This is a genomic window from Gardnerella sp. KA01002 (genome assembly GCF_049244015.1).
GTDB lineage: Bacteria > Actinomycetota > Actinomycetes > Actinomycetales > Bifidobacteriaceae > Bifidobacterium > Bifidobacterium vaginale.
The window spans coordinates 126,802-146,148 of the sequence record NZ_CP058365.1; the positions used below are offsets into that span (position 1 = coordinate 126,802).

Genomic DNA, 19,347 nt, shown 5'->3' on the forward strand with positions numbered 1-19,347 from the left:
GTATTGAACTTGTAGAATATTGTGAAATGTGAAAAACCTCACATATATCATTTAATCATCATATTGTTATAACAACAGAAAATATTACGATTTAGCTTTATTATAAGAGAGTTAACATGTATATTTTTCGTATTTTATCTTAATTAATTTAAATTTTTCTTCAGACTCGCCGAAGGTGTTTTTTTTTTATTCGGCGATTCCATAAATATAAAAAGGGTTTTAGTTGTCGGAAAATTTACGACAATTTTCAGTTTGAAAAATAAATTTTTTAGTGTTTTACTCGTGGCTTGTCTCATAACTATTTTCATGAGCGAAGGGAGAAAATACTTAATGAAAATGAAAATAGTGACAGCTAGCTTATTAACGGCCACGTTATTAACAGCAAGTTTATCTTCTTCGGCGTTAGCTCAGTCGAGCAATGATAATGCTTTCACTAATCGTGAGAACATTCCAACGAATAAATCCAGTATTAACAACATTGATTTAATTCCTGCTCCTACCCAGCATTTCGGCAAGCCAGATGGGAAACTTCCAGAAGTAAGAACTTCAATCAGCTATGTTGATGGAGATTCTACTGACAATCATGCGGATACGAATAAAACTAATAAAATTCTGCGTCCAGGTAGCAAGCTTACGCTCCGGGCTACAGCCAAATTTATTGTTCCTGAAGCTGGCGATGTTTTTAGACCATATCTTCGACTAGCCATTCCGAAAATTCTTACAGTAAACGCAAATGATTTTGTTGTTGATGCTGGCAGTGTTGCAAATAAAGTAGTACAGATTTCAGATTCTAAGTCGTTTGATAACCACAATCTCGGTAACTATAATCTTTTTGACGTCTACTTTAATTACAACGAGTGGTCCTCTGATTTTGCAAACGAAATGCCATACCTTGCTGCCATAAAAGGCGTGAACCACTCTGGCAATGTATTATCCAATGGTGATGTAGTAAAAAATAATCAAACAGTTTCCATTGAAATCCCCACAGTAGTCGACAGTAATGCAAATACTTCTGATCTAGTTGATTTGCAAAATTACAAAAAAGGTGTGAAACCATTAATCCAAGGCAGAGTGTCTTATATGCCTTTCCCAACGCCTATAGAATATACTTCGACAATCGGCGGATTAAAAGATTTTCCAAACGATAAGATACTTCAAGATAATCCATGCTTAGTGCGTTCGGATCTGGTAACTGGATGGGACGGCAGAGATGATTATGGATTCTGGTTCACTGGGCTATCTATGGAAACGAGCGGCGTCGATTATGACAGTAGAAGCACTATGGTTGAGTCGCAGAATGGTGTTTGGTTACCACAATTAATACCTGCAAATATTGAGCATAACCAATTCGTAACTATTTATCGCAATGGGAACGACAATAATCCGATTAAGTTGAGATTTAAAATTCCATTTGGTTCTAAGGACTATACTTTAAATGGAACTAAGCAAGCTCTTAAAAATCATCATTTAACAGTTTTCCGTTCGCCTAACAACAATGCTGAAGCTCGTAAAATTATGGGCAATATCGGAATAGAAAAAGTTGCTTATGAGAATACTGAAGTTTTCGGCGATATTTTGGATTCTAAATATTTCGATGGTTGGGGAACTGTTCCAGAACAAAGCAGACCTTCTGAATTGCTAATATCTGGAGAATTTAACCCAGATTCAACTGTGTTTGGTCCTGATAATATTAGCAACGGTATTTGGATGAGTGGAAAAGCAAGCGCATCTATAAAATCGTATTATCGTGCGTTAGATTGTAATGATAATTATCCAGATAGTACTTTGAAATATCCGCCAATTATTAACAAGATTCAGGAGACTGTTGCAACGTATGCGCGCAGCAATCGCAGCAAAGTTAGCACAGTTCCTATTGAAATCGTTATTCCTGCATCTTTGAGTGGACGCGTGTGGTTTGATGCTAACCATAATGGTATTCAAGATAAGGGGGAGTCGAGCATAATTGGTGCAAAAGTACAGCTTGTTAAACAGTATGGAGATAGTACAGTAATCGACATAAATGGCAATGAAGTTAAGCCTATTACCACTACTTCGCCTGATGGATACTACGAATTTACTAATTTGCTGCCAGGAAGCTATGTTGTTAAATTCACACTTCCAGAAGGTAGTGAATATTTTGGTTTTACATATACGCATAAAGGGTCAGATTCCTCTGTAGATTCTGACGCGATTCCTGGAGAGCCTGTAACGGATAGGTCTGTTATAGAAAACGTATCTTCAGAAACTGATAATTCAACTTCAAAAAACTCATATGTTGGCAATATAAGTCTTTCTGCTGGCGAAGATAAAAAGCATATTGATGCTGGAGCTTTTAAGAAGGATGAGCCTAAGGACCCTAAGCCAAATCCTGAGCCTAAGTCTCCTGATCCTAAGAAGGATGAGCCAAATCCTAAGGATAAGCCTAATAATCCAAATTATCAGGATAGAGATGTACATGATCCTAAACCTGATGATCCTAAGAAGCCTGATAATCCTAAGAAACCTAAGGATGATAAGCCTGATAATCCTAAGGAACCTGAGTCGAAGGATCCTAAGCAAGATCCTGATCCTAAGAAGGATGATCCTGAAGATCCTGATCCAAAGGATACTAATCCTAAGTCTGATACTCCGAAGGACAATGAGAACCCTAAGGAGCCTGAGTCTGAACCTGATGATCCTAAGTCTGATACTCCTGATGGTCCTGATACTGATTACACAGAGTCTAATGATCCCCCTCAGTATGAGGATCCCCAGCCTAAGGAGGATTCTTCAGAACCTAATCAATCTGAGATTCGTGAATTAGATAATCCGATACCAAACATTAATAATGATTTAGATAGCAATAATAGTCAGTCGAATGAAAGTTCGTTTGACAATAATAATGCTGATTTTAAGCAAGAGCATGTGAGGGATAAGCTTGTAAACACTGGCGTAAGCACAGTTTTCACAGCTGTTGCGTCCGTTGCTATGCTCGCTCTGGGTGCTACAAATAAAATAAAGAGTTATTTCTGCAAGGGCAAGCACAGGCAATAATCGTAGAAAATTCAGGTGAATAATATAAAACGTCGACTTGCAATTTTGTGTAGTGCGTTTGCGCGACGACCTGCCTGAGCGCACTACATGATTACGCCAAACCAGGTAGAGATTCGAGATTTTTCGCAGCGAAAGAGGTGTATCGCTCGCGCGTTACAGCGCGCTCACGTCTTCGCTTGCGTTGAAAGCACACTGTGCTTTCAACTTTGAGCAAGCTCAGCGAATCGAAGTGCATTCGCGCGCTACGCTTTAAGCGCTCATGCAGATCGATTCGCAGCATGAAATGGTGATTCGCTGAAGCAGCAAGAAAAATCAAGAATCTCGGTGATAAAAGATACGCAAAAGTGTTAGATATTCAGAAGGTTTGATGTATTTCTATACGAGCAATAAAAGAGGAGCGCAGCGACGGGACTTGCGAGGAGAGAAATACATCAAACCTCGCGCAATACCAAGCAATGGAACCGCGCTACGCTCTAAGCTCGAAGACAGGTCGATTAGCACGCAAATGTGCGACGAAGCCAATCGCAAGCAAGATCAATCCACTGCTGAACTTCTGGCTGTACAAACTCAGGAATCACTGCGCCATTTTCATCGCGCTTAGCAGTTTCTTTAACAGCCAAAGCCAAGCCGTGCGGACCCTTAGGGAACAAATGTGCTTCCACGCTTACGCCAGCTTTAACACAAGCATTAATAAACATAATTGAGTTTTGAACTGGAACCGTTTGGTCTGTAATCGTTTGCCAAACGAACACAGGTGGAGTCTTAGAATCAACGTGGTTTTCAAGCGAAAGCTGTTCAACGAGTTGCGCGCGAGTGTTAGAATCTACGCTTCCAAAAAGACGGTCGAAAGTTGGCTTATGTGCGTATTCGCCAGCGGAAATCACTGGGTAAGCAAGCATAAGAGCGTTTGGACGAACATCATTTGCGTTGTATCCATTTGTTTCTTCAACATCGTCGCTAACGCTAGTCGCAAGATTTGCTGCAACATGGCCTCCTGCAGAGAATCCAATAATCGCCACTTTTTGCGCATCTACATGCCATTCTTTTGCATTATCGCGAATCAATTGCATAGCTTGTGCTGCTTCCAAAAGCTGAGTCGGGTGTGCACTAGGCACAAGAGAATAGCGCAGAACAAATGCGTGGAATCCAGCAGCAGCAAACTTCATAGCAACAGGTTCTGCTTCGCGATTAGAAACGCGCAAGAATCCGCCGCCTGGCAAAATCAGCACTGCTGGGCGTGTTTGATCCCCTTCGCTATCTAAGTTGTCATCTAAAACATATCCAGTAAGAAGCGCGTTGCTACCGTCAATGCCTTTAATTTGGCGTTCTATAATCTTCATGGTATCTCTTTTCGTTTTGCTTATTTGCAATTCATGTTAAGCATAATTACTAAGCGCAATTACTAAGCATAATTCTAATCAAATATCTTATTTTTTAAGTGCGTTATTTTATAAATTCGTGTAGAGTCTTAAGAAGTTTCATAAGGAGATTTAAGATGCGTAATGAAGAAGATAATTTGGGTAAAGTTGTTCTTGCAGCCACTCCTATTGGCAATATGGGAGATGCTTCATCGCGCTTGATTAATCTTCTAGAAACCGCGGATATTGTTGCAGCGGAAGACACGCGCAGGCTTTACGATCTTGCAAATCGCCTTGGCGTGCATGTTTCTGGGCAAGTTATTGCATATCACGATCACAATGAGCACAATAAGGCAGATGGCTTGCTGGACAAGGTTGAGCAAGGCAATACCGTTCTTGTTGTTTCCGACGCTGGTATGCCTACGATTAACGACCCAGGGCTTGCGATCGTTCGCCGTGCAATAGAGCGCGATTTGCCTGTTACTTGCGCTCCTGGGCCGAGTGCCGTACTAGATGCTCTAGCGCTTTCTGGCTTGCCAACAGACCGTTTTTGCTACGAAGGTTTTTTGCCGCGTAAATCTGGAGACAGACAGCAGCATTTGCGCTCGCTTCTTTCAGAGCGGCGAACAATCGTTTTTTATGAGGCGCCGCACAGAATTGCGGAGTCAATGGAAGATCTTCTTGCAGTTTTTGGCGCAGATCGCAAAATGGCGTTATGTCGCGAGCTTACAAAGGATTTTGAGGAAATAAGGCGAGGAACAATCTCTCAAATATGCAAAAGCGTAGAAAACGACCCTCCGCGCGGAGAAATTGTTCTTGTGATTGCGGGAGCTAGCGATGAAGAAATCAAGCAGCGAAACATTGATTTGAGCGTTGAACAGCTTGCGCAAATGTCTTACGATCTTTCGCAAAATGAGGGTTTGCGTATTAAAGATGCTATAACGCGTATTGTTTCACAAAATCCTCTTTCAGACGGTTCTTTTGCGAATCGTAAAGAAGTTTATGCTGCTTGTTTAAACATCAAGTCATGAAATCTGTTTCGCGTAATCATAGCTTTCTAAAAGTACGTCTAAGCTATGCTTAACATCTGGACCTCCTTTCTGTGAAATATACTCCAGTATTTTTGCGTCAGCGGCTGGGTTTGCTATAACCCATTTTCGTAAGTGCGGAATGTTTCTCGCTATGTGCCAAAGTATTTCTTTGTCTGTATTTTCACAGCATGCTACTTGCTCTGTGAGAATAATTGGCGGTTTTGGTGGTAGATCTTTTGTTTGTGTTTTATGGAAATCTTCTTTATTTTTTTGTACTTGATTTAAATGTTCAATATTAATATTCATAAAAAATATCTTCCTGTTCTATAACGTTTTTTAGCCAATCTTTTGCTTTTTGCGCTCCTGGAAAATGTGGGTTGCTATTTATGATTTTTTCGCATTCTTTAAAGCTTGTGCCATATTCTTGAATCAGATTGAAAATTGTGTCTTTTTTGCGTATCTCGTCGTAAATATTTTTAGACGGTGTTAATGCTATGTCGCAGATTGTTCGAGCAGGAGATGTTATGCGCAAATCTTTAATCACCTTTTGTTCTCTCTTCAACAATTTTCGTCTGAATACTCGTAATGGATGGTCATGTGGTACTACGCGATAATGGCTGCCAGAGATAACGTCTAATATGTTTGGAATTGTTCCTCCAAGCCAAATCCATGATGCTGTAAACATGCATGCTGCAGAGTCTCGTGGTATTAGCTTTTTGAGTATTTTGCACCGCCCCTCAATGGACTTTGCAGTGGAATGTGCAAATCCGCTTCTTATTGACAATCGTTCAAAAGCTCCGAATTTAGATAATTTCTTCATGCACAATGGTCCTGGCAGATGCGTTGTGTCTAGTAAGGTTGGAAGATTTTTACTAATGTCAATGTGTTGATTTTTATTGTCGTAATTTTCAAGAATTATTTTTGTTTCTTGAGCTATATCTTTAGTCGTACTGTATTTATTCGCATCATAGTTTCTGCTTTTTGAAGTCTTTTTTGAATTGTGTCTTGAAGTCTTTTTTAAATTTTTAGCGATTGGCTTGATTGTGGATTTATCTGTTCTTTTATTTGTTTGCTTATCGGTTGTTTTGCATGTGTATTTACTTGTAGTATTAGTCGAATTGTTAATAGTTTTGTTTGCAATAATTTCTGCTTCGTTATTCATAATCCCTCCTTTCTTGTTAGACATAATGATTGGGAATAATTTTTTAGACATATGGTTTTAGACATATGGTTTTAGACAGAATAGATACGTTTGTTCATGTTGTCCATAAGATTTTTGCGAAATGTGTAAAAGTGGATTTTTAAGCATTTTTACATTAAAAAATGTGCATATGTGTATATGTTTTTTATTAAGGTGTCCTCGCTGAACAAGATAATATTTGGCTATGAGTCATATTTTGGTGAATGTTGCATGGCCTTACGCAAATGGCCCTCGTCATATTGGTCACGTTGCAGGATTTGGTGTTCCTTCAGACGTGTATGCGCGTTATGAGCGTATGAAGGGCAATGACGTGCTTATGGTTTCTGGTACAGACGAACATGGCACGCCGATTTTAGTTGAGGCAGATAAAGAAGGCGTTAGTGCTCAGGAGCTTGCTAACCGCTATAATCGCGTGATTACTAAAGATTTGTGCGATTTGGGTTTAAGCTACGATTTGTTTACGCGCACGACTACAGCAAATCACGAGCACGTTGTTCAAGAGATGTTCCGTCAGTGCTTGAAGAACGGCTACATTTATAAGGGTACTCAAAAGGTTGCGATTTCGCCTTCTACAGGTCGTACTCTTCCAGATCGCTACATTGAGGGCACATGCCCACTTTGCGGAGCAGATGGTGCTCGAGGCGACCAGTGCGATGCTTGCGGTAATGAGCTTGATCCAGATGAGCTTATTAACCCTGTATCTAAGATTAACGGTGAGACTCCGCGATTTGAAGAAACAGAGCATTACTTCCTTGATCTGCCTGCTTTAGCTGATGCTAATTTGAATTGGTTAAATTCTCGAGATGGTTGGCGTACAAATGTTATCAACTTCTCGATTGGATTATTTAAGGAAGTTAAGCCTCGAGCTATTACGCGTGATATTGACTGGGGTATTCCTGTTCCTGTAGAAGGATGGGTTGATAACCCAAATAAGCGCTTGTACGTGTGGTTTGACGCTGTTATTGGCTACTTGTCTGCATCTATTGAATGGGCACGTCGTCAAGGTAAGCCGGATGCTTGGCGCGATTGGTGGTGTGACCCTAAGTCTCCTGGCTATTACTTTATGGGCAAAGATAACATCACCTTCCATTCTCAGATTTGGCCTTCAGAAATGCTTGCATATAATGGCGCTGGCTCTAAGGGTGGCGAGGCTGGAGTTTATGGCCCGTTGAATATGCCTGAGCAAGTTGTTGCTTCTGAGTTTATGACTATGGAAGGCAAGAAGTTCAGTTCTTCGCGTGGAATTGTGATTTACGTGAAGGATATTTTGGCGCGTTATCCTGTGGATGCTGTGCGTTACTACATTTCTATTGCTGGTCCTGAAAATTCTGATGCCGACTTTACTTGGGCAGAATTCGTTCGTCATAATAACGAAGAGCTTGCTGCCAGCTGGGGTAATTTGGTAAATCGTGTCGCTAATTTGATTCATAAGAATTTCGGAGAGATTCCTGCTCTAGACGAAAATTCAATGACAGATATGGATCGCGCTTTGCTTGATCAAACCTCTAATGCTTTTGAGATTGTTGGTGGTTTGATTGAACGTCATCATCAGAAGAATGCGCTTAACGAGGCAATGCGTGTTGTGTCGGATATCAACAAGTACATTTCTGCAACTGAGCCTTGGAAGATTAAAGATGATGAAGCACGTCTTGGTACTGTTTTGCACGTTGCAGCTCAAGCTGTCTCTGATGCTAATCATTTACTTGCTCCATTCTTGCCACATTCTGCACAAAAAGTGTGGGAAGCTCTTGGTGGTACGGGTGTGTTCTCTCCTCTGCCAAGAATTGAAGAGGTGACTGACTTAGATAATCCAGATTTTAAGTATCCGATTATTACTGGCGACTATCGTCTTGGAGAAACTGTTCACCCGTGGGAGAGTGAGGAATTAGTGACTGGTACGCCTGTCGCTAAGCCAACTCCGATTTTTGCCAAAATTCCTAAAGAGGCTATTGATGAGGAGCTTGAGCGTTTTGAATCTGCGCTTGCCGCTCGTCGTAAAGCTGACGAAGAAAGATTGGCTGCAGCTAAAAAATCACTAGAATCTAAGTGATTAAATGAAAAATTTTAAGTTATAGTGATGCATGTAACAAAAAATAGGTTGACTATCAGGATTTAAAAAATTTTTTAAGGAAATTTTTAGGTTATATGCGTGTTTTGCGAGAAAAGTGTGGTTATAATGAGTATTGCTGATGGTTATCCATCAGTGAGGTTCGTTCGCGAACCCCATAACTGAAACCTTCTTCTCTCTTTCTCTCTGCCCCGGTGGGTCTTCTCTTTCCCACCGGGCTTCTTTTTATCTTTTTTAACTGTTCGCCGCTTACCCCGATTTTGTAGCTGATTTACGGCGTGTAGGGCTACAAAAAGCGGAAATTTATGGCTTGTGTAGTGCGTTTGTATCACGACACGCCGTAAACTAGGTACAAACGCACTACATGATTACGCCAAATGTGGTAGAGATTCGAGATTTTTCGCAGCGAAAGAGGCGAGCCTCAGCGCCGAAGGTGGTGACTCGCCGAGAGAGCAAGAAAAATCGAGAATCTCAGCGATGAAAACCACGTAAAAGTTCCAGATATTCAGAAGGTTTGATGTATTTCTATACGAGCAATAAAAGAGGAGCGTAGCGACGGGACTTGCGAGGAGAGAAATACTCAAACCTCGCGCAATACCAAGTAAGGAGCGCGCAACCCCAAATAGGAAAGCGCAATAAAATAAAAAACGCAGATTGCATTTGTAATTTGCGTTTGCAATCTGCGTTTATAAATCAGTTACACTCTATATCAAGTTTAGCGGCAGCGCTTTGTAAGTGGAATCCACGGATCAAGCATTACAGGCTCCTGATCCAATATTGCTCGCGTTGCTTCATCAAGATACTTCTTGTTAATAATGATTTCTGTAACGTAGCGGTCAAACCACTGCGCGGATCCAACGTAGTATCCGTCTTCGCCGTTATCTTTACCCCAGCTGTTTTCAATCTTCCAGCGGTCTGGCTCACCATCTTTGTTAAGGTTTACGCCAGTAAAGGTCATTGCGTGGTTGCCTGGGCAATCCATATATTCCAAACCTTTAGCTTTGTCGAATGTAAACTCTACATCGAATAGCTCGTCTACGCGCACAACTGCTGGGTCAAAGAACCCATCTTGCCTTAGCGAGAATTGCGTGCAATCGCAAGCAAACCAAATTGGATGTCCGTCTTTTAGCTGATCGACAGCTGCTTTTCGGAATACTTCTAGCGCAACGTTTGCAAACTCCATTTCCTTCGTCTCAGCAACGTTTGTGGTGTATTTAAGCTGATAGAGCTTGTTGAACGGAGTGTGTTCCATTGGGGAGTTGCACAAGCTCACAAAGTCGTTTACGTCAATTGGAACGTATTTCTTTGCGAATTCTAGTGGTGTTATTCCATATTCGCGAATCATTGGACGATCGTCTTTGCCAGTCTTTGGCTTATCGTCCTTCTTATCGTCTTCTTTGGCTTCGTTCTTTTTGTCGTCCTTTTCGTCTTTCTTATCGTCGTCATCTTTAGTACGTGCAATAAAGTCGAAACGCTCTGGTGGCTCGCCAAGTGCGATAGCTGTCATACGGTATACGGTTTCAAGGTCGCGGATTTTCATTTCGCGCAACTCTTCTATGGAAGTACCGTTCTTGTGTGCTTCGCGCAATTCAGCCGCGAATTCACGCAACTTGGTATTTATGTATTGTACGAATGCATCTGAGTCAATAGCATTCTGTGAATCTGGGTATGCGCTTTTTGGTACGAGTCCGTACTTGTTTACCAAGTTAACGAACATTTGCCACCATCCGCCGTCGTCGATCGGACCGTAGTTAATGTTTTCAAAGACTCGACTATCTAGGGTTTCGTCTAATGTTGCCAACACGTTTTCCAAGTACGCATTTGCCTTTTCAATCTTGTCCCAGAAGAACAGGTAGCTTTCGGAAAACTCGAAGTCGTCTAAATTCCACTTGTGCATTAATTCGTAACGCAAAGTGTTAAGGGAAGCGAACATCCAGCAACGTCCAGAGTGCTGTTGGTTTGTTATTGATCCTTGTTTTAATTCTATGGAGAAGTTGCGTGGTAAAGCGCGTTGTCCTTGATAGCTTGTTGCAGCTTTAAGAACGCCGCTTGCTACGGAAGCGTTTGCGGCTACTCGATTTGCTCGCTGTTCGTTAAAATGCTTGGAATATTCGCGCACGTTGTCTATGGTAACGGCTTTTACGTTTTCAGACATATATCTCCTTTTGTTGTTAGGTTGAAAATAAGCGAATAAGCGTTATTGTAGCGTGTTCAATGCACGAGTAGCGTTTTGCGTGATTTGTGCTTTTTTAATAGGATACTAGTAAAACTAATTGCAATGTGTTTTGTTAGTACGAAATGTTATTGTATTTACACTTTTATTACTATTTACGAAACTAATTTTCGTAAAATTTAAATAATTCCGTTAAATATTCTGATGTTTTGTTGATTTTGTGTATTAATTTTTGTGATAATTGATATTTATTTCGTATGATTGCATGTTTATTTTAAGCAATGTACATAGGTCAGCTAAAAATATACTAATTACATGTCCCATTTATGAGGGCTTACTTAAGTGTGCCTTGAGTATGCTTTTGATTTGCTTTTGCAACTGGGTATAGCAAACGATGGCAGTGTGCAAGCTTTAGGCTTGCAGTTACCAGATGGAGGTAACAATGGTTAGACGTAGAAAAGAGTCACAATGATACGATACATCGTTAAACGATGCCTGAATTATGTTGTGATGCTGTTTGTCTCCGTATCCATGACGTATTTCTTGGCAAGTGCTTTTATGGATCCGCGATCGAATTATATGTCTAGGCATCCGCATCCACCAATTCCTTCGATTAACCGTTCTTTGGATTTGGCGAACATTAACGACCAAACTCCAGTTATTACGAGATATTTGCGTTGGATTACCGGCGTTCTTACTCGTTGGGATTGGGGATTAAGCCCAGAGCAGGCTCCTGTTGGTCCTGCGATTGCGGCTCGTATTGGTGCGTCTGTCCAATTAGTTACTTGCGCAACTGTTCTTGGTATTGTTTTCGGTGTTAGTGTTGGCGTTTATACTGCTATTCGTCAATATAAGTGGCAAGACAGGGTTCTTAACTCTATTGCTACGTTCTTGCTTGTTGTTCCAGCTGCTGTGTTTGGATTGCTTATTGTGTTAGCTGCAATTAGCGTTAACAATGCTGCTGGCTCTCGTTTATTCTTTGTTACGGGATTGCATTCTTATCAAGGTTCTAACCCTATTGCTTTTGTTCTTGACTTCTTACAGCATTTGATTTTGCCGACAATTGTTATGACTGTTCCTGGCATGGTTGGATACCATCTTACGCAGCGCACTTATTTGCTTGACACTATGAATGCTGATTATGTTCGCACTGCTCGTGCTAAGGGATTGCCTTTGAACATTGCTATTCGTCGCCATGCTTTGCGTACTTCTTTGATTCCTACAGCTGTGGACGTCGCCTTCTCTATTGCAGGTGTGTTCACGGGTGCTGTGATTACTGAGACCGTGTTCGCAATTAACGGTTTGGGTAGCTATTTTGTGCAAACAATTTCTAATAATGACATTAATGGTTCTGTTGCTATTGCTGCATTCGGAGCTGTGTGTACTTTGGCTGGAGCTTTGCTGGCAGATATCTTCTCTGCTTGGCTTGATCCACGTATTCGCTTGAACTAATTGCAGAACAGTGTAGGTGTTATTGATATGAGTAAAAAAGATGTATCTTCAAACCTTCAAGAGTCTGCTGCAGACAAGAAGGCGACTGCTAATTCTTGGGGTAATTTTAAGCGCACTGGCAAGATTACGCTTTATACGCGTCGTTTCTTTAGGCGACCATCTGCCGTCGTTGGCTTGGTTTTGCTTGTGTTCTTGATTCTTCTTGCGTTGTTTGGATCTAAGATTAGTAAGTGGGGTTACGATGAGCCTGATTTTACTGCTCTTGCAACTCCTCCTAGCGCAGAGCATTGGCTTGGCACAACGCCTGGCGGTTCTGACATGTATGCAATGGTTGTTCGCGGACTTGGTCGCTCGCTTTCTATTGGTATTGTAAGCTCCATTTCTATTACAATTATTGCTGCTTTGGTTGGTACTGCTATTTCTTACTTTGAGGGTTGGTTTGAGCAAGTTGGCATGTGGGTTTTGGACATGCTTTTGATTGTTCCATCCTTCTTGCTTATTGCTTTGATTGTTAGCTCCGCGACTGGTGGCAATGATTGGCTTTGGCTTGCGTTTGGTATGACTTCCTTTGGTTGGATTGGTTATGCTCGTACGCTTCGCACTTTGACTTTGAGTTTGCGTGAGCGTGAATATGTGCGCGCAGCCAAGTTTGAAGGTGTTTCTTCATTCCGCATTATTGTTCGCCACCTTGTTCCAAATCTTGGTTCTGTATTGATTATTAATACAGTTCTCGGTGTTATTGGCGCAATCAACGGCGAAACCGCATTGAGCTTCTTGGGTCTTGGTATTAAGGCTCCAGATACTTCTTTGGGTACTCTTCTTAATGTTGGTCAAAGTAGCGTTATGACCTCTCCTTGGGTTCTTTTGGTTCCTTCTGCGGTTTTGGTTATTTTGACTTTCTCTGTTCAGCTTATTGGCGATGGTCTTCGCGATGCGATTGATCCATATTCTAGGTCTGTTGGTAAGGCCGAGTAAGGCTCGTTGGAGGTTTAAACATGACTGATATGGTGAATGACGCAATTAAGGAAGATTCTGTGATGGAAAATCAGAACAACGAACCACTTCTTTCTGTACGCAACTTGCAAATTAGCTTTGCTTCGGAAGCTGGTACGGTTCATGCAGTACGCAATATGAATTTTGATTTGTACCGCGGAAAAACCATTGGTATTGTAGGTGAATCTGGATCTGGTAAGTCGGTTACTTCTCTTGCTGTTATGGGTTTGCTGGATAAGAACGCGTCTGTTAAGGGTTCTGTTGTTTATAAGGGCGAAGAGCTGTTAACGAAGTCTGATGCAGAGATGAGTAAGATTCGTGGCAAGAATATTGCTATGGTGTTCCAGGATCCTCTTTCTGCTTTAACTCCAGTGTTTTCTATTGGAGATCAGCTTAAGGAAGCTTTGGTTATTCATAATCCAAATATGACCGAAGATCAGATTCGTGAGCGCTCTATTGAATTGCTTAACTTGGTTGGTATTACTAAGCCAGCTGAGCGCTTAAAGGCTTTCCCTCACGAGTTTTCTGGCGGCATGCGTCAGCGCGTTATGATTGCTATGGCAATTGCTAACAACCCAGATATTATTATTGCTGATGAGCCTACTACCGCTTTGGATGTTACGATTCAGGCTCAGGTTTTGGATGTTTTGAAGAAAGCGCAGAAAGAAACTGGCGCCGCAATGATCTTCATTACTCACGATTTGGGTGTTATTGCTGGCGTTGCAGACGAAGTTATTGTTATGTACGCGGGCCATTTGGTTGAGCATAATAGCGTTGAAGAGATTTTTACTCACCCAACTCAGCCATACACAATCGGCTTGCTTGGCGCTGTTCCGCGCGTTGACCAAAAGCGTACTCGCCGCTTAACTCCAATCTCTAAGCCAACAATGGATATGTTGATGGCAGAAGAAAAGAGTGGAGATACTAGCGATATGATGGGTCTGGAAGCAGAAAGCGAAACCGTTCGTGCGCTGCTTCATGCGGAAACCGAAAAAACTATTAAGCCAATGTTTGAGGGCATTCCTCGCGAGGATCGCAAGGTTGTTTTGGATGTTAAGGGATTGGTTAAAACGTTCCCAATTACTGGTGGCGGTTTCTTGCGACGCAAGGTTGGCGAAGTTCGCGCTGTTGATGGCATTGACCTTGAGATTCGCGAAGGCGAAACTGTGGCCCTTGTTGGCGAATCTGGTTCTGGTAAGTCAACTACTTTGATGGAAATCATGAGTTTAAAGAAGCCAGAAGCTGGCTCTATTACAGTTTTTGGCACCGATCTTAACGATAAGTTGACTAAAGAGCAGCGTCGCGAGCTTCGTTCTAAGATCCAATACGTGTTCCAGGATCCTATGAGCTCTCTTGATCCTCGTATGCTTGTTTACGATATTTTGGCAGAGCCTCTTCATGTTCAAAAGAAGTCTAAGGAAGAGATTCGTCAGCGTATTGCGGAGCTTATGCAGCTTGTTGAGCTGAATCCAGATCAGGTTGATCGCTTCCCAACGCAGTTCTCTGGTGGTCAGCGTCAGCGTATTGCTATTGCTCGCGCTTTGGCTGTAAACCCTAAGCTGCTTCTTCTTGATGAGCCTGTTTCGGCTTTGGATGTTTCTATTCAGGCTGGAATTATTAACTTGCTTGAAGATTTGCAAGACAAGTTGGGTGTTGCTTACTTGTTTGTGGCTCACAACATGGCGGTTGTTCGTCATATTTCTAGCCGAATTGCTGTTATGTACCACGGACGCATTGTTGAATCTGGCGAAACGGATGAGGTATTCGATAATCCTAAGCACCCGTACACTAAGGCTTTGATTAGCGCTGTGCCAATTCCAGATCCTGTTATTGAGAAGAATCGCAAGCGTATTATTCTCAACGAAGAAGATTCGTTTGATGACGTTGCAAGCGTCTGATTCTAATCTTTTGTGAATACGCCTAGACTTTTGTTTAGGGCAATTTTGATCGCGTGTGTTATGCAAGACACACGCGATTTTTTGTTACAGGCATATAAATTCTAAAAAAAGTAATATATTTTGTTTTTTAATTAAAATAAACTAAAAAATTTTCTGTTTGACTGTTTTATGTATTTAATTTTCTTTTTTATGGATTAAATCTTAAGTAACAAAAGCTTAAATTCAGTATTTGTTAAAAAAGTCGTAACACAAAATGTCAAAAGATTAGATATACTCTACACACATACCAGAAAGCGGACATCATTTCTGGGGAATGAGAGGAATCATGAAAAAAACTAATGCAGGCAAATTAACTGTATTCGCCGCAGCTGCACTTTCTGTTGCAATGCTGCTCGGCGCTTGCGGTGGCACAACTGCTACTACAGCAGATAAGGCCAAGGGCGGTATGACCGAAGAGCCAGCCGCAGGTGTGGATACTTCCTACGCTGGCGCTCTTCCAATGCCTAAGGTTGACAAGCGTTATGACAATCCACAGCCTCGTGACAATGTTAAGGATGGCGGTACTTACACGTTCTCGCTTTCTGACATGGGTCCAAACTGGAACTACGCTTCTAACGACGGTAACACCGCGTATATGAGCACTTTGTGGGGCTTCTACCAGCCATCGCTTCCTTATTACGATACCGTTAAGGGCGAGAAGGTTAAGTACAACCCTGATTACATTACTTCTGTTAAGAAGGTTAGCGACAAGCCACTCGTAGTTCAGTACGATTTGAACCCAAAGGCTAAGTGGAACGATGGTACAGACATCGATTACACTGCTTTCAAGGCTACTTGGGAAGTTATGAATGGCAAGAACGAAGCCTACTCTGTACCATCTCACGAGGGCTATGACTGCATTGAGTCCGTTGAGCAGGGTGCAAATCCTAAGCAAGTAATCGTTAAGTACAATAAGCCATGCGCAACTTGGGAATTGCTTTTCGCTCCATTGGTTCATCCAAAGGCAACCGATCCAGCGGTATTCAACCAGGGTTGGGTAAATAATCCTCACAACGAGTGGGGTGCAGGTCCATTCGAGATTCAGTCCGCAACCGAAGATCAGGTTGTTTTCGTGCGCAATCCAAAGTGGTGGGGCAAGAAGGCAAAGCTTGACAAGGTTGTTGTAAAGCGTATGGAAGATACCGCTGCAATGAACGCCTTCCAGAACGGCGAAATCGATTCCGTGGATTCCATCTCCACCAAGGATAAGATTAAGGCTGCTCGTAGCGTTAAGGGCGCTCAGCTCCGTTACGGCTACAGCACCAAGATTCGTGTTATTAACTTAAACGCAAAGGCTGGCGCATTCAAGGATAAGGCCGTGCGTAAGGCTGTTGTTCAGGCATTCGACGTTGCTACATACAACAAGATTCAGTTCCAGGGTATGAGCTGGAAGAGCGAGCAGCCAGGTTCGGAGCTTCTCTCCATGTTCCAGGCTGGCTACAAGAACAACCTTCCAGCTGATGGTAAGTTCAACGTAGAAAACGCTAAGAAGACTCTTGAGGCCGCTGGCTACAAGATGGGCAAAGACGGTTACTACGCTAAGAATGGCAAGACCGTTCAGTTCACATTCACCTTCTTCGGCGATGACTCCACTCAGGCAGCTCTTGCTAACGCATTCCAGGCCATGATGAAGAAGGCTGGAATGAAGTGCAAGACTGTAAACAAGCCTGCATCTAAGTTCTCTAAGACTGTTGCTTCCTTCGACTTCCAGGTGCTTCCAATGGCTTGGGTTTCCCAATCTCCATTGAGCTTCTTGGCATCCGCTTCCCAGGTCTACGGTTCTAAGAGCGATTCCAACTTTACTGGCACTGGCAACAAGAAGATTGATGCCCTGCTCGCCAAGGTTGGTAAGACTTACGATTACAAGGAACAGACTGCATTGGCCAACAAGGCTGAGTCCATGGCTTTCGCCGAGTATGGTACGCTTCCAGTTTCTGCTCCTCCAACCTATCAGGCATACAAGAAGGGCTTCGCTAACGGCGGTCCTGCTGGATATGCTAACGTTTTTGTTGAAAACATTGGTTGGCAGAAGTGAGTAAATTTGTAGCGATAACTCGCGCAAGTTTACTAAGCTGATTGCTTAACTTATAGCATGTGGCGTGTGGTCTTTGGCTGCACGCCACATGCTTTTGCTGTAATCGCGTGCGTAGTTACGCAGAAAATAATCGCGTAAAAAATAGTCGCGCAAAAATAAACTCAGAAAAATAGTATAAACTTAATAAAACTTAATAAAAAATAAATCGCGAAGTCAAAAATAAGGGAGAATCTAGCGCATGTATGTAAATCCAAGTAAACGCAAAGACGCGAGTAATGTGCGCTGGGTTTTGCAATATTGTAAGCCAGATATGTGGAGAGTAGGCGTATCGCTAGTTCTTTTTACTATAAACGACACAATGGCAATGACAATGCCGCTGCTTTCGGGCTTTATTGTAGACAAAGTCATTATTGGAAAACAGCATGATTTGCTTGCTTTTGTATGCGTGCTAATGGTTGCAATGATGATTATTCGCGTAGGCTCAAGATATATCTACCAGCTTCAAATGGAAAGATTTGGCCAAAACGCCGTGTATCGCCTTGTAAGCGACGAGTACGAGAAGCTGCATTCGCTTGATTTTACATACTTTAATCACACGCGCACAGGCGACATTATGAGCCGCATGACTTCGGATACGGACGCGATTCGCCACATTTTAAGCTGGGTGTCTTATATGGCGCTGGATTGCTTAGTAATGTTTGTGTTTGCGCTAGTTATAATGTTTTCAATCCAATGGCAGCTAGCTCTAGCGCTTATGGCAATTACACCATTTTTGTTCTGGCTTGCAAAGCTTATGGGCAAGAATGCTAGGCCAAAGTTCCTTGCGATTCGCGAATCGTTTGCACGCATGAATTCAATGGTAGAAGAAAACATTGAAGGCAATCGCGTTGTAAAAGCTTTTGTTCGCGAGCCTTTTGAAACTCAGAAATTCGATAAATGCAATGAAGATTACTTTAATCGCAATATTACGCTTGCAAAAAACACGCAAAAATACATGCCATGGCTTGACGGTATGGGCTTTGCGTTGGAGCTTGTAACAGTAGGATTTGGCGGATGGCTTGTGCTTAATGGAAGCATGACTTTGGGCGCGTTTGTAACGTTTAACAGTTTTCTTTGGATGCTCCACATGCCAGTAAGAATGGTTGGGTGGCTTATTAACGATTGGCAGCGATTCAACGCAGGATGCGTGAATATTCGTAAGCTTCTTACGCAAGAATCGCATATTGATTTGCCATCTACATCTGCGGAAAATCTTAAAGTTAAGGGTCGTGTAACTTTTGAACACGTTGATTTTGCATTCCCAGACGATCTTGATTCGCCAATTTTAAGCGATATTGATTTAGATGTTCCAGCAGGCACAAAGCTTGGAATCTTAGGCGAAACGGGATCTGGAAAATCAACTCTTGTAAGTCTTATAGCGCGTTTTTATGATCCTACTCGTGGTCGCGTTTTGATTGATGGAAAAGACGTTCGCGAATGGCCTCTAGAAACTGTTAGAAATCAAGTTAGCATAGTCGCGCAAGAAACATTCCTGTTCTCCGATACGATTGCAGGAAATATTAGCTTTGGATTGCCTCAAAACGAGGAAAATTGCAAAGAATTAGATAACACGATTAGGCGTATGGCAAGAATCGCAGATGCAGACGATTTTATTATGAGCATGCCAGAAGGCTACGAAACCGTTGTAGGAGAACGAGGAGTTGGCCTTTCGGGCGGTCAAAAGCAGCGCTTAAGTCTTGCTCGCGCGCTAGCTAATAATCCTGCAATCTTGATTATGGACGATACAACTTCTGCAGTAGACATGGAAACTGAGGAGCATATTCAAAAAGAGCTAAAAAAGTTAGACGGCTTGCGAACAGTAATCACAATTGCGCACAGAATCTCATCTGTTAAAGACGCAGACATGATTGTTGTGCTAGATCACGGCAAAATCGTAGAGCGCGGAACGCATGAGCAGCTTGTTGCGTCGCATGGAAGATATTGGGAAATCTACAAAAAGCAGCTTGGTATGCAAATGGGCAAAGCTTTGGGATTTGAAGATTTAGACAAGGCTAAAGGTGAGTAGA

At 42.2% G+C, this 19,347-nt stretch carries 12 protein-coding genes; 8 read left to right on the forward strand and 4 right to left on the reverse strand.

Annotated elements, in window-relative coordinates; all coding sequences use genetic code 11:
- Window positions 1–330 precede the first annotated feature (330 nt).
- Complete coding sequence (locus tag HXT60_RS00465) at window positions 331–3,033, forward strand: SdrD B-like domain-containing protein (protein WP_421791132.1); 2,703 nt, start codon at window positions 331–333, stop codon at window positions 3,031–3,033.
- A gap of 494 nt (window positions 3,034–3,527) precedes the next feature.
- Here HXT60_RS00465 and HXT60_RS00470 read toward each other — a convergent pair whose 3' ends face one another.
- A complete protein-coding gene (locus HXT60_RS00470; RefSeq protein WP_065189575.1) occupies window positions 3,528–4,373 on the reverse strand; it encodes an alpha/beta hydrolase in 846 nt (281 codons plus the stop codon).
- Window positions 4,374–4,528: 155 nt separating this feature from the next.
- Here HXT60_RS00470 and rsmI point away from each other — a divergent pair, with 155 nt between their 5' ends.
- Complete coding sequence (gene rsmI, locus HXT60_RS00475) at window positions 4,529–5,422, forward strand: 16S rRNA (cytidine(1402)-2'-O)-methyltransferase (RefSeq protein WP_009994267.1); 894 nt, start codon at window positions 4,529–4,531, stop codon at window positions 5,420–5,422.
- Here rsmI and HXT60_RS00480 read toward each other — a convergent pair.
- Together HXT60_RS00480 and HXT60_RS00485 are read right to left on the reverse strand one after the other, a co-directional pair.
- Complete coding sequence (locus tag HXT60_RS00480; RefSeq protein ID WP_014554813.1) at window positions 5,417–5,728, reverse strand: hypothetical protein; 312 nt, start codon at window positions 5,726–5,728, stop codon at window positions 5,417–5,419. The two genes, rsmI and HXT60_RS00480, sit on opposite strands and share 6 nt — an antisense overlap.
- Complete coding sequence (locus HXT60_RS00485) at window positions 5,718–6,584, reverse strand: hypothetical protein (protein ID WP_421791134.1); 867 nt, start codon at window positions 6,582–6,584, stop codon at window positions 5,718–5,720. Before HXT60_RS00485 ends, HXT60_RS00480 begins: the two co-directional genes overlap by 11 nt.
- Window positions 6,585–6,807: 223 nt before the next feature.
- Between HXT60_RS00485 and metG the strand changes: the two genes are divergently transcribed.
- Complete coding sequence (gene metG / locus HXT60_RS00490) at window positions 6,808–8,673, forward strand: methionine--tRNA ligase (RefSeq protein ID WP_065189483.1); 1,866 nt, start codon at window positions 6,808–6,810, stop codon at window positions 8,671–8,673.
- Between the two features lie 733 nt (window positions 8,674–9,406).
- On the opposite strand, the gene HXT60_RS00495 is transcribed toward metG, so the two are convergent.
- Complete coding sequence (locus tag HXT60_RS00495; protein WP_004112753.1) at window positions 9,407–10,846, reverse strand: aminopeptidase C; 1,440 nt, start codon at window positions 10,844–10,846, stop codon at window positions 9,407–9,409.
- 486 nt (window positions 10,847–11,332) lie between these two features.
- Here HXT60_RS00495 and HXT60_RS00500 point away from each other — a divergent pair, with 486 nt between their 5' ends.
- The 5 genes from HXT60_RS00500 (at window position 11,333) to HXT60_RS00520 (ending at window position 19,346) form a co-directional block, all read left to right on the forward strand.
- A complete protein-coding gene (locus HXT60_RS00500) occupies window positions 11,333–12,316 on the forward strand; it encodes an ABC transporter permease (RefSeq protein WP_004138444.1) in 984 nt (327 codons plus the stop codon).
- A 27-nt stretch (window positions 12,317–12,343) separates the two neighbouring features.
- Window positions 12,344–13,291, forward strand: coding sequence for an ABC transporter permease (locus HXT60_RS00505; RefSeq protein ID WP_004113854.1), 948 nt, complete (start codon window positions 12,344–12,346; stop codon window positions 13,289–13,291).
- 20 nt (window positions 13,292–13,311) lie between these two features.
- Window positions 13,312–15,207: an ABC transporter ATP-binding protein gene (locus HXT60_RS00510; protein WP_004113856.1), complete on the forward strand. Its 1,896-nt coding sequence runs from the start codon at window positions 13,312–13,314 to the stop codon at window positions 15,205–15,207.
- A 325-nt stretch (window positions 15,208–15,532) separates the two neighbouring features.
- Window positions 15,533–17,281, forward strand: a complete 1,749-nt coding sequence (locus tag HXT60_RS00515; RefSeq protein WP_421791137.1) for an ABC transporter family substrate-binding protein — start codon at window positions 15,533–15,535, stop codon at window positions 17,279–17,281.
- 238 nt (window positions 17,282–17,519) lie between these two features.
- On the forward strand, window positions 17,520–19,346 hold the full coding sequence (locus HXT60_RS00520) for an ABC transporter ATP-binding protein (protein ID WP_421791139.1): 1,827 nt from the start codon (window positions 17,520–17,522) through the stop codon (window positions 19,344–19,346).
- The last annotated feature ends 1 nt before the right edge of the window (window position 19,347 follow it).